This is a genomic window from Mycobacterium kyorinense (genome assembly GCF_002101735.1).
GTDB lineage: Bacteria > Actinomycetota > Actinomycetes > Mycobacteriales > Mycobacteriaceae > Mycobacterium > Mycobacterium kyorinense.
In genome coordinates, this window is record NZ_LQPE01000170.1 from 1 (window position 1) to 12316 (window position 12316).

Genomic DNA, 12316 nt, shown 5'->3' on the forward strand with positions numbered 1-12316 from the left:
CGGTGGCCGCTTTACGTCCATCACCGACACGATGACGAACCCAGCAACCGCGCTACACCACTATGCGGGACTCAACTCGAGTGTAAGGCGATTCGCCGTTAGCTTCCCGGGTGCCACCAGCGATATGCGCCGGCTGTGCAGGTCGCGAGAAATGAGAAATGAAGTCGATCTTGGCTCAACGCCGATCTTGCCCGACGGCTTTGTTCAGTCACGTGATGCGGCGCGAAAAGTTATGCCGACCAATGTTACTCAGACGACACCTATCTCCTGGCCACATCGGCAGGAGGTCCTCGGGGAACATTCCCTTATCCTTCGGCCTTGCATGATCCGCGACAAAGCCACTCTGGATGTTGAGCCTGCACAATCGTTCCCGGCAGAGGGCCGCCACGAATCGCACACAACGAACTGTTGTGGCGTCACAACAGTTAGGTCTCTACTGACGGTCTCGCAGGTAATGGACTATCGACAGCATGATGCCACGAGCTAAGGGAAGCAACGGCCGGTTGTCCTGAGCTTGTAGAGATATGGCCGGCATCCGGCCGAGCTGGTCTCGCGGGAAGGAACTTCCGGTGATGTGTGTGGTGCACGCCGGCAATCGTTGTGAAGGAGAAAGGCACGGATGAGCACACCTCGTGCTGCTAAGACACGTAGTGAGGGCCAGTGGGCGCTCGGTGAGCGTGAACCGCTCAATGATACCGAGCAGATCAAGCACGATGATGCACCGCTGAACGTGCGGGAACGCATCTTGAACGTCTATGCGAAGCAGGGCTTCGACAGCATCGAGAAGACCGATCTGCGCGGGCGGTTTCGCTGGATGGGTCTGTACACGCAGCGAGAGCAGGGCTACGACGGCACCTGGACGGGCGACGAGAACATCGACACGATCGAGGCCAAATACTTCATGATGCGCGTGCGCTCCGATGGCAAGCCGATGTCGGCTGCCACCGTGCGTATGCTGGGTGAAGTCTCCAAAGAATTCGCCCGTGACACCGCCGATATCGGCGATCGGGAAAACGTTCAATTTCATTGGATCCGAATCGAGGACGTCCCCGAGATCTGGCGCCGTCTGGCTTTGGTCGGCTTGCAGAGCATCGAGGCCTGTGGCGACTGCCCACGCGCCATCCATGGTTCGCCACTGGCCGGTGAATCGCCCGACGAAGTGCTCGACCCTTCGCCTGCGATCGACGAGATCTTGCGGCGCTTTATGAACAATCCCGAGTATGCGAACTTGCCCCGCAAGTACAAGACCGCGATATCGGGATTGCAGGACGTCTCGCACGAGACTCATGACGTCGCGTTCATCGGCGTCGAACATCCCGAGCACGGTCCGGGGATGGACTTGTGGGTTGGTGGCGGATTGTCCACCAACCCGATGCTGGCCCAGCGGGTCGGCGTTTGGGTGCCGCTGGACGAGGTGCCCGATGTGTGGGAGGCCGTGACGAAGATATTTCGCGATTACGGTTACCGGCGGCTGCGCTCTAAGGCCCGGCTGAAGTTCTTGATCAAGGATTGGGGTATTGAAAAGTTCCGTAAGGTTCTCGAAGAGGAATATCTCGGTCGCAAGCTCATCGACGGCCCGGCCCCCGAGCCGGTCGAGCACCCGATCGACCATGTCGGGGTGCAGAGATTGAAGAACGGTCTCAACGCGATTGGGGTCGCACCGATCGCCGGCCGGGTCTCGGGCACCACATTGTGTGCGGTGGCCGATCTGATGGAACGGGCTGGATCGGATCGGGCACGGTTCACTCCGTATCAGAAGCTGGTCATTTTGGACGTGCCGGACGACAGGGTCGACGAGATGGTGGCCAGTCTCGATGCGCTGGGGCTGCCGTCGCGGCCGTCGCACTGGCGAAAGAACCTGATGGCTTGTACTGGTATCGAGTTCTGCAAGTTGTCTTTCGCCGAAACACGGGTGCGCGCCCAGACTCTGGTGCCCGAACTGGAAAAGCGGCTCGGGGACGTCAATGCACAGCTCGACGTGCCGATCACGGTCCACATCAACGGTTGCCCGAACTCATGCGCTCGCATACAAGTGGCCGACATCGGGTTCAAGGGTCAGATGGTCGACGACGGCCACGGCAAGTCGGTCGAGGGCTTCCAGGTACATCTGGGCGGCAGCTTGGGCCTCGACAGCGGATTTGGCCGAAAGCTGCGCCAGCACAAGGTCACCAGCGAGGAGCTCGGGGACTACATCGACCGGGTCGTGCGCAACTTCATCAAACAACGCGACGATGGCGAAAGGTTTGCGCAGTGGGCGATGCGCGTGGACGAGGCGGAGCTCCGATGACCGGACAGGCGAACGAGTACACCGAAACGGAACTACGCGAGCTGGCTGCACGCGGCGCGGCTGAGATGGATGGTGCCAGTGCCATCGAGCTGTTGCTCTGGACCGAGAAGCATTTCGGCGGCTTCGACGGGCCACGCGGATGGGCGACATGCGATTACGTGGTGGCCTCCAACATGCAAGACGCGGTGCTGGTGTCTTTAGCGTCAAAGGTGCGCCCCGGTGTGCCGGTGCTCTTTCTTGACACCGGTTATCACTTCGCGGAAACCCTCGGTACCCGCGATGCAGTCGAGGCCGTCTACGATGTGCGGGTGCTCAATATCACTCCTGAGCACACGGTGGCCGAGCAGGACGCAATGCTGGGCAAGGACCTGTTCGCCCGTGATCCCAACGAGTGCTGCCGGTTACGCAAGGTCGTTCCGTTGGCCAAAACGCTGAGCCGGTATTCGGCGTGGGTGACCGGGCTACGTCGGGTAGAGGCACCGACCCGCGCTAATGCCCCGGTGATCTGTTTCGACGAGCATTTCGGGCTAGTGAAGGTCAATCCGCTGGCCGCATGGTCCGACCAAGACGTGGCGGATTACATTGCGGAAAATAATGTGCTGGTCAATCCACTTGTCGACGAGGGCTATCCGTCGATCGGCTGCGCCCCCTGCACCGCCAAGCCGGCTGAGGGCGCTGATCCGCGCAGCGGGCGTTGGAAGGGCACGTCGAAGACCGAATGCGGATTGCATAGCGCATGAACACGCTTGTGCTAACCGCGCATGGCAGCAGGGATGCGAGATCGGCCGCCAATGTGCGCGCTATAGCACGCCGGGTCGCGCGTATGCGTGTGGACATCGACGTGCGAATCGCATTCTTGGAACAGAATTCACCGAACCTGGTCGACGTGCTTAGCCGCCTGCCGGATACCCGCCAGGCGGTGGTGTCTCCCCTGCTGCTGGCCAGCGCCTATCATGCCCGCGTGGATATCCCGAAGCAGATCGCTAGCGCGGCTATACATGGGGTACGGCAGGCCGATGTCTTGGGTGAGGATGATCGGCTGGTGTCCGTGCTACGCGAACGCCTCGCCCAGTGCGGGGTTTCCGATGATGACGGATTAGGTGTGGTGGTTGTGGCGATTGGCTCGTCGGATCACGCAGCGAACGCGCGTACCGCAACGGTGGCGGCCAAGCTTGCAATGGGCACCCGGTGGGCCGCTGCCACAACGGCTTTTGTCACTGGCCCGCGGCCGTCGGTGGCCGAGGCCGTCAATCAACTGCGGCGCCGCGGTGCCCGACGTCTGGCAATCGCGCCGTGGTTTTTGGCGCCGGGACTGCTGCCCGACCGAGTGCAGTCCTACGCGCGAGCGGCCGGCATCGCGATGGCTGCCCCTTTGGGCGCGCACCGGCTGGTAGCTGAAACGGTGCTGGACCGTTACGACCAAGCGCTGGCCGGCCAAGCCGCGGCCTGAACTCCGGCAAACGCTTAGCCCGGATTTTGCAGTAAGGCCCTTCGGTAGGTGATTGCGGGCGTTGCCGCCTGTGTCGATTGCAGTGGAGGTTGGTCAGGGTTGTGTGGTGCAACGTTGTTGAGCGGATTGATCGCTCGACGTGCCGTTGTTGGGTTGATTCAGGGCGCGTTTTATCAACGTTGCTGTGCAGGAACAGCTTTCATCTACCTCGGGCACATCGACGAGGGCGGCGATGGGTGATGTAGGTCTGTTTAACCGGGGGCTGGGGTCCATCCAGGTAGTCGGGTAAACGCAGTGAGCAGGTCGGTGGCCCATGGCCAGGCGGCGGCCAGCCGCAGCGTGGTGCGCCGCGCTGAGCGCACGAGCATGCCAGCCGTGTGCAGCAGGGTGTAGCGCAGTCGTTTAAGTTCGGCCGTTTTCAGTTCGCCGTCGAGACAGAGTGCTTTGGTCCAGGCGAGCAAGTCGGTGGCGATGAGCACCAAGGTCAGCCATGCGCTGTTGATGGAAAAGTCATGGGAGGGCAGGTTGGCCAGCCCGGTGTCTTTGGCGTCGCGGATGGCGCATTCCATCCGGCCGCGGCCGCGATAGAGCGCTTCCAGATAGGACAGATCTGCCTCAGGTAGGTCGGTGACAAACAGCTGGTAGCGGTAGCCATCGACATCGGTGAAGCGTAACTGCGCGCCGGGGTGGGGTTGTTCGCGGCGTACCAGCATCCGGGTGCCGGCTGGCCAGCCCACCAGCTCAACCAGGTCGGTGATCTCGGCCACCTCACCGGTCTCTCGGATCTCGGCACCGTCGGCAGAAACTGTTGACTGCCAACGGGAGCGCGGCAATGTCAAGACCATCCCGGCCAGCTGGGCACTTAGCCGCACCCCGCCGATGAACTGCACTCGCCGCTCGCGGCAGGCCGCGGCCAGATCGTGGCTGGTGCCGCCGGCATCGGTGCGGCAGATCACCTGCCGCCGCGCTGGGTCCACCGGTAACTGCGCCAGCGCGGCCTCCAAGACGGTGAGGTGATCAGCGGCGGTGCCCGAGCCGGTATTGCCGGGCCGCAGCAGCCCGGCCAGCGCTTCTCCGGTGCCATCGAGAAACGCCAGCAGCGGGTAGAACCCGAACCCGTGTTTGTAAGTTGGCGCGGCGTGCTGTTCGTCGGAGTCGGCGTCGATGAGCACCCCATCGATATCGATGACATACCAGCCAGGATCGGCGCCCGCCGCCCCGGCCGCAGCACGCGCCTGCGCTCGGGCGGCCGCGATCCGGGCCAGCGCCTCGGCGTCGGTGGCATCCAGGCCTCGCCACGCCGTAGCCGCCGAGGCCACCTGGCCGAACAGATCGGGCTGATCGGCCAGCACCCGCAGGTCGGTGATCGCGGTCGCCCCGTCAGCGATGGCCACCGCCAAATCGGTCAGCACCCGGCCCCGGTCATGGCCGCGGCCGCGCCTTTTGGTCGGCGCCATTGCGGCCGATAACCCCTTGGTCAGCCCGACCCCATCGGCCAGCTCGCACAATAACCGCGCCCCGACGTGCGCCACGACACCCCGCCCACCAGTAGTTACGACCACACGCGGACGGCCAGCGGTAACCTTCACCTCGGAAATGCCCTTCTTGTTGTAGGGACTGTTATGGTTGGTAACCACAGTTTCCCTTGCAACAGAAGGGCTTTCCGCTATCTACACCCCGTGTCGCCCACAACTACTGCAAAATCCGGGCTAGTGCATTACCGAAACCCGGCTCGCGGCATGAAACTCGAACTACCGGGCAGTCCCGTTAGTCGGCGAGGCCGTGAATCGGCACCGACGATTCCTATGTGCGGGACTTTCGTGTGCTGGAATTGATGTGGCTGAGTAAGTCTCGTATCGCGCCAGCGGGAGGGTTGTGCCCGCCCGCCCAGATGGCTCGAAGCGGTCGCCCCAGTTTCAACTCGGGGATTGTGATGGCACGCAGACGACCAACAGCTAGGTCATCGGCAACTGCCAGCCGACTCATCACTGCCGGCCCCGCACCCGCGAGGACGGCGGCGCGTACCGCTGCAGCAGAAGGCAATTCGAGCACAGGGGGAGCTTGCTGCATGTCTTCACCGAGGGCTCGACGTAGCGCCATTGTCAAATTGTCGCGTATACCAGCGCCCACCTCGCGCGTAACTAGCGGTGTTTGTGCGAGTTCGGCGGCGCTCACGTGTCCTGAGCGCCGAGCCCACTTGTGATCCGGCGGCACAACGACGACCAGCTCGTCGTGCGCCACGATACAGCTGCCTAATCCCCGAGGCGGGCCGGGCTTTTCGACGAATCCAAGATCGGCGCTGCCGTCGCGAACCGCAGCAATGGCGTTGAGACTGTTCGTGGCGGTCAGAACCACTTCGGGAGCGGTGCCGCCGCGCCGGGCCACCGCAGCCTGCAAAGATACTAGCCAACGGGGCATGAGTTGTTCCGCGATCGTCTGGCTAGCCACCACCTTGAGTCGCTGGCGGCTCTTCGCACGCAGCGAGCCCAGGGCGGCGTCGACCTCGTGGGCGACTTCAACCAAGTGGGCTGCCCACTCGGCGACGAGAGCACCAGCGGGCGTCAGTTGTGTGCCGCGTGTGGTCCGGATGGCTAACACCACTCCGATTTGGGCCTCCAGCGATGCCAGCCGCGCTGACACCGCTTGTTGGGTCAACCCGAGTTCGCGGGCGGCACCGCCGAGACTGCCTGTGTTAGCGATCGCCAGAAAGATTTCGAGCGAAGCGAGTTCGGGCATGCGAGAACTGAGCACCATGTCAATCAAGTCAAAAAAATCGGCCTTTTGTATATTTCACGAATCCTGTTCATCATTATACGGCGGACCTGCAAGTAGGTCGCTGCTCCCGTTGAGCACGATCAGACAAAGTGGTTGAGCCTTTGACGATTCGACGACCACCGCTCTAGCCGAATGTTCTTGCCGGCTAGCGCATTTCAGATTTGCCAATGGGCGGTAGGACGAGGGACTCCCGCATGCAGCAAAGTGTCGGTTGCGTTCGCAGGAATATATTCACAGCCGATATTCACCAAATTCCCACGTTTTCCGAAGCTACCGCCAGCCTGTTGTCGCCCGGGCATAGTTGTGCTCGGATTACGGAACGTTATACAAAGTACGCCGACACAACGGTGTCTTGTGACTCCACAATGCGCGCACCGCTACCGATAGGACTTCGAGACAGCAACCATTAGAGCCATGAGCCGTCCAACAACCGAGGCGCAGTGAGTATGCCTCATCATATTGCGATCGTGGGTTCCGGTCCCTCGGGCTTTTTCGCGGCGGCATCGCTGCTGAAATTCGCCGACACGTCTGCCCAGCACGAGGTCGCCATAGACATGCTAGAGATGCTGCCGACGCCGTGGGGGCTGGTGCGTTCCGGTGTGGCGCCTGATCATCCCAAGATTAAGTCGATCAGCACGCAGTTCGCGAAGATCGCCGAAGATCGCCGCTTCCGCTTTTTCGGAAATATTGTCGTGGGCCAGCACGTCGAAGCTGCCGAACTCGCGCAGCGCTATGATGCCGTGATCTATGCCGTTGGGGCGCAATCGGATCGGTCGCTGAGTATTCCCGGTGAGCATTTGCCGGGCAGCGTCGCCGCCGTCGATTTCGTGGGCTGGTATAACGCTCACCCGCACTTTCAGCACTTGTCACCCGACTTGTCCGAGGGGCGCGCCGTCGTGGTCGGCAATGGCAACGTCGCCCTCGACGTCGCCCGCATTTTAGTGACCGACCCCGAAGTGCTGGCACAGACCGACATCGCCGATCACGCGCTGGAAACGTTGCGTCACTGCGGTATCCACGAAGTGGTGATCACCGGCCGGCGAGGCCCGCTGCAGACGGCGTTCACGACCCTGGAGTTACGTGAGCTGGGTGAGCTCGACGGGGTCGACGTGGTGGTTGATCCGGCGCAGTTGGAGGGAATCAGCGATGACGACGCGGCCGCAGTGGGCAAGACGTGTCGGCAGAACCTCAAGCTATTGCGAGACTACGCCAGCCGCGAGCCGCGCCCAGGACACCGTCGAATCGTGTTGCGATTCTTGACATCGCCGATCGAGATCAAGGGCACCCAAAAGGTCGAGCGGATTGTGCTTGGACGCAACGAGTTGATCAGCGACGAGAGCGGGCGGATGGTGGCCAAAGACACTGGCGCGCGCGAAGAACTGGCCGTGCGATTGGTGGTGCGATCGGTTGGCTACCGCGGTGTACGCATACCGGGCCTGGCGTTCGATGAGTCCACAGGAACCATCCCGAACACCAACGGCCGGGTGGCCGGCAGTCGTAACGAGTACGTCGTCGGCTGGATCAAGCGCGGACCGTCCGGGGTAATCGGAACCAACAAGAAAGACTCCCAGGACACCGTCAACACGCTGCTGGATGACCTGTCACGGGCCAGCCGGGCCAATTACGGTCCCGACCACACCAAGGAGCTCGCCGAGTGGCTGACATCGCGACAGCCCAAGCTGGTCACCGGAGCACACTGGAAACTGATCGACGAGTACGAGCGTTCGGCGGGTAGACCGCACGGGCGGCCACGCGTCAAACTGCCCAGCCTGGACGGGTTACTGCGGATCGGACATACCTAATTCCGGTCCAGCGAACGCGGCGCCGGTTCCATTGATAGTAAAAAGGAAGGACACGTATCGTGACATACGTCATCGCCGAACCCTGCATCGACATTAAAGACAAGGCATGCATCGAGGAATGCCCTGTCGATTGCATCTATGAGGGCGGTCGGATGCTCTATATCCACCCGGACGAGTGCGTCGACTGCGGCGCCTGCGAGCCGGTGTGCCCGGTGGAATCCATCTACTATGAAGACGACCTGCCCGGGCAGTGGGCCGGGTACAGCCAGATTAACGCAGACTTCTTTGCGGAACTCGGCTCCCCCGGTGGTGCAGCGAAAATCGGACCCACCGACAACGACCCTATCGCGGTCAAAAACGTTGATAGCAAAGCCGAAAGCGCATAGATCGCTTAGCCCGGATTTTGCAGTAGCCCTACTACCTCGCCGCGATCGCGTTGGCGGCCTCGGTAGCCGCGTACGATCCGGCACTGGCGCCGAGAGTGTTGACAAACATTTCGTGGATTGCACTCGCTTGTGCACTAATAGCCTGATACATGCTGGCGTGCGTGGCGAATTGTGCAGCCGTCAGCGCTGACACCTCATCGGCGGCGGCGGGAACCACGCCTGTGGTCGGCGTTGCTGCGGCGTCGTTCTGAGCAGACATCGCTGAGCCGATACTCTGCAACTGGCCGGCTGCTGTTGTCAGCATCTCCGGTTGCGTTGTGACAAAAGTCATTTGGCCAATCCTCTCCAGTTATCCCCAGGTCGTCTTGGGCGGTGTTGTCTTATTCTTGCCACGTTTGGACACGTGCACCGCGTGGATGCCCGGTTTCTTCGACAGCTGATCCAGCAAACTCTCGAGGTGCTCTTTGTCGGTGTGCCAATGCTGCACCGACTCCGGTTTCTGCGACGCCTCGGCGAGGACTTGCTTGAGTTTGTTGGGCGTCTGGCTGTCTTCGCCCTTTGCGTTGTCTTTGCCGGGGTTGGGCCGGCCGCGCCGTACCGCAGCGACGTTAATGCCACGCGGCACAGCGCCGCCCAGAGCGCCTCCGGCCAAACTCGCCAAGGTTATCTGGCTCAACACGGTTCCCGCGCCCTCCGCCGTGACCGCCGGTGCGGCAGCCGCGCCGGCGCCCTGCAGCACCGAAGCGGCAAGCGTGACGGTCGGGGTCGCTGCGGCCCAACTCGGCGGCACCGACAATGCCCCCACCAGGCCCGCGCCGCCCATACCGGCCGATACCGCGGAGCCGCCGCCAGCCAGGCCTGCCCCCAACGCGGGCGCGCTTGTGCCAAGCTGCGCAAACAGCGGCGCCTCTAATGAGACCGCTTGGTCGCTGAGGGTCCGTCCCCCGATCACCAAGCCCATGATGATGCTGATCAAGATGTCGTTGGCCGGCAGGATAGCTTTGGGTATCAGCTCGACATTCCCAGCGATCGTCGCCAACGGGGATGAATCGAGGCTGCTGAGAAAACTCGCCAGTGACGACAGCGGCGACGCGGGCGGATCAGCCGCGGCAGGTGTGGCGAGGCTTTGCAGCGCTTGCGGCGTCGCCGACATCAGCTGTGAGAGTGCCGACTGCGCGTTCGTGCCGGCCGATGTGCCGGTGGCTTGGGCGACAGCAGCGGCCTGGCCGGCGGTGCCCGCCGGGTTGGTGGTCTGCGGCGGCGGGCTAAACGGCGTCACCTGCGTAGCCGCCGCCGACTGACCGGCATACGTGGTCATCGCGGCGGCGTCCTGGGCCCACATTTCGCCGTATTGGGCCTCGGTGCTCGCGATCGCCGCCGTGTTCTGTCCGAAGACGTTGGTCGCCACCAGCGATGCCAGCTGGCTTCGGTTGGCTGCTATCGCGGACGGCGGGACTGTCGCCGCGAACGCGGTCTGGTAGGCGGCCGCCGCGGCCCTGGCCTGCGCGGCGGTGTGCTCGGCTTGCGCGGCGGTGGTGCTCATCCACGCCACGTAGGGGGCGGCCGCGGTTGCCATCGACACCGACGACGGACCCTGCCACGAGGCAGTCAGTCCCACGATCACCGAGGAGTAGGAGGCCGCCGTGCTACGCAGCTCGGCGGCCAGCCCGTCCCAGGCAGCCGCGGCGGCAAGCAGCGACCCCGACCCCGCACCGGCATACATGCGACCGGAGTTGATCTCCGGTGGTAATGCTGCGAAATACATTGCTACATCCCTTATTTGTTCACTGCCACAGCGGCGGCTAATCGTCCTCGGATATCACGAATATGTTGGCGGTGGTGGCCTGTCCCGCATCAGCGCTGCCACCCACCCCCACCGACCGGGCAGCGGTACCGCCACTACCGCCGGTACCGACGAGGGCCCGTCCGGCCAGGCTCGATAGCGCCATATTGCTGAACAGGCTTCCTTGGCCCTCTGCCGCGAGTGCCGCCGGGGCGGCACTCAGGCTGGCTTCCGGCAACATCGCGGCGGCGGTCCTGATGCCCGGCGCGGCGGAGGCCCAGCCTTGCGGCACCGACAACCCCCCGACCAAGCCGGCGCGGCCCATACCTGCCGATACCGCCCCACCTCCTGAGCCCACAAAACGTGGCCCGGAGGCAACGTCTTCGGGCTCGATTCCCAACTGCACCAACTTCATCTGGTCCCGACGGACCCTTTCGGCCGCCGCCGTCAGGTTCGCCCCGCCTTGGGGCAACAGGTAACCCTGTATGCCCAAGAGATACGGGACGCCGCCAATAGTGAACAACGACGCCGGCGATAACGGCCCCGTGATGAAGCTGTCAATTGTCATCAGCGGCGACGGCGGGTCAGCCGCGGCAGCAGGCGCCGCCGACGATACGGGTGAGGCCAAACTCTGCAGCGATTGCGGCACTGCGGACATCATTTGGGGCAGCGTCTGCGCGTGGGCGCCGGCGGCCGTGCCGGCCGCCTGGGCAACGGCGGCAGCTTGCCCGGCCGTCCCGGCCGGATTGGTGGTCGGCGGCGGCGGGGTGAAGGGTTTCACCTGCGCGGCGGTGGCCGACGCGCCGGCATAGCCGTACATCGCCGCGGCGTCCTGGGCCCACATCTCGGCGTAGTGGAACTCCGTGGCCGCAATGGCGGCGGTGTTCTGACCCAAAAAGTTGGTCGCGATCAGTGACATCAGCAGAGCGCGGTTCGCGGCGATCACCGGCGGGGGCACGATGGCCGCGAACGCCGTCTCATAGGCGGCCGCCGCCATTCTCGCCTGGTTGGCAGTCTGCTCAGCCTGGCCGGCGGTCGCACTCATCCACGCCGCATATGGTGCGGCCGCGGCTGCCATCGTCGCCGACGACGGACCGTGCCACCCGGCAGTCAGCCCGGAGATCACCGACCTGTAGGACGCCGCGGCGGACTGCAGTTCCGCGGCCAGTACATCCCAGGCCGCCGCAGCGGCAAGCATCGGCCCCGGCCCGGGACCGGCATAGATTCGGCCGGAGTTGATCTCTGGCGGCAACATCCCGAAATCCATCGCCTCACCTCTTCTCTGCATTCACGTAGCCGCACATGACTTAGGTCACAGTATCCGCCGACAACTGTACCCCCAGGATCGTCGGTCAAACCCCAGCTTCGGCGTCCCTGCTGATGCCTTACGCGAAAACCACGCGGCAGGCGCTGGCCAGTCGATCGCTACTTCCCTTCGCCGATCTGTATGTGATCGGTATTGGTTTGCCGGCAAACCGCCACGTACCTGTCGCCGACGTTCGGGCGAACGGTTCCCCGCGTTTGGTGATTATGAAGGTTCGACATAAACACAATCCCGGGAAACCACCCGTAAGGTGCTGCTAGGTAGCTGTGAATAACAGTGGCGTCGACCACGACGAGCCTCGGAAAATTGATCGCGGGATCCTGCAGCTCTTACTTCCACCCACGCAGGCATGGACGGCCTGCCTCGGGCAACGCGTCACCGAACAACGGCGGCTCACCAGGGCGCCGCGGGCGGTCAAAACGCTCGCCCGCTGGTCAAGTCCCGGGAAGTGGTGTAGTGCTGCGTGATCCGGTGGGTTAGGCGGTGAGTGCGGGCATGTCGTTGGCTCC

Annotated in this window: 10 protein-coding genes; 5 read left to right on the top strand and 5 right to left on the bottom strand. The window is 63.3% G+C overall.

Annotation, left to right across the window (positions count from 1 at the left end; all coding sequences use genetic code 11):
• Nucleotides 1-619: 619 nt before the first annotated feature.
• The 3 genes from AWC14_RS25610 to AWC14_RS25620 are packed head-to-tail and all read left to right on the top strand — an operon-like array spanning nt 620 to nt 3737.
• A complete protein-coding gene (locus AWC14_RS25610; protein ID WP_045373607.1) occupies nt 620-2287 on the top strand; it encodes a nitrite/sulfite reductase in 1668 nt (555 codons plus the stop codon).
• Nucleotides 2284-3027, top strand: a complete 744-nt coding sequence (locus tag AWC14_RS25615; protein WP_045373609.1) for a phosphoadenylyl-sulfate reductase — start codon at nt 2284-2286, stop codon at nt 3025-3027. The genes AWC14_RS25610 and AWC14_RS25615 overlap by 4 nt, the downstream gene beginning before the upstream one ends.
• Nucleotides 3024-3737, top strand: coding sequence for a sirohydrochlorin chelatase (locus AWC14_RS25620; RefSeq protein ID WP_045373612.1), 714 nt, complete (start codon nt 3024-3026; stop codon nt 3735-3737). Before AWC14_RS25615 ends, AWC14_RS25620 begins: the two co-directional genes overlap by 4 nt.
• Nucleotides 3738-3988: 251 nt before the next feature.
• On the opposite strand, the gene AWC14_RS25625 is transcribed toward AWC14_RS25620, so the two are convergent.
• Entirely contained in the window at nt 3989-5374 is a 1386-nt protein-coding gene (locus AWC14_RS25625) for an IS1380 family transposase (protein ID WP_428839009.1), read from the bottom strand.
• 166 nt (nt 5375-5540) lie between these two features.
• Nucleotides 5541-6491, bottom strand: a complete 951-nt coding sequence (locus AWC14_RS25630) for a LysR family transcriptional regulator (RefSeq protein WP_045373615.1) — start codon at nt 6489-6491, stop codon at nt 5541-5543.
• Nucleotides 6492-6958: 467 nt separating this feature from the next.
• On the opposite strand from AWC14_RS25630, the gene AWC14_RS25635 reads away from it, so the two are divergent.
• The gene (locus tag AWC14_RS25635) at nt 6959-8314 is read left to right on the top strand and encodes an FAD-dependent oxidoreductase (protein WP_045373618.1); all 1356 of its coding nucleotides are present in this window, start codon (nt 6959-6961) and stop codon (nt 8312-8314) included.
• A gap of 59 nt (nt 8315-8373) precedes the next feature.
• Nucleotides 8374-8700: a ferredoxin gene (gene fdxA, locus AWC14_RS25640; RefSeq protein WP_045373621.1), complete on the top strand. Its 327-nt coding sequence runs from the start codon at nt 8374-8376 to the stop codon at nt 8698-8700.
• A 31-nt stretch (nt 8701-8731) separates the two neighbouring features.
• Here fdxA and AWC14_RS25645 read toward each other — a convergent pair whose 3' ends face one another.
• From AWC14_RS25645 to AWC14_RS25655, 3 genes are read right to left on the bottom strand one after another with little or no spacing between them, the layout of a single operon-like run.
• Nucleotides 8732-9031, bottom strand: a complete 300-nt coding sequence (locus AWC14_RS25645) for a PE family protein (protein WP_045373624.1) — start codon at nt 9029-9031, stop codon at nt 8732-8734.
• An 18-nt stretch (nt 9032-9049) separates the two neighbouring features.
• Nucleotides 9050-10465: a PPE family protein gene (locus AWC14_RS25650; RefSeq protein ID WP_057003517.1), complete on the bottom strand. Its 1416-nt coding sequence runs from the start codon at nt 10463-10465 to the stop codon at nt 9050-9052.
• A gap of 37 nt (nt 10466-10502) precedes the next feature.
• On the bottom strand, nt 10503-11750 hold the full coding sequence (locus AWC14_RS25655) for a PPE family protein (protein ID WP_045373630.1): 1248 nt from the start codon (nt 11748-11750) through the stop codon (nt 10503-10505).
• Nucleotides 11751-12316: the final 566 nt, after the last annotated feature.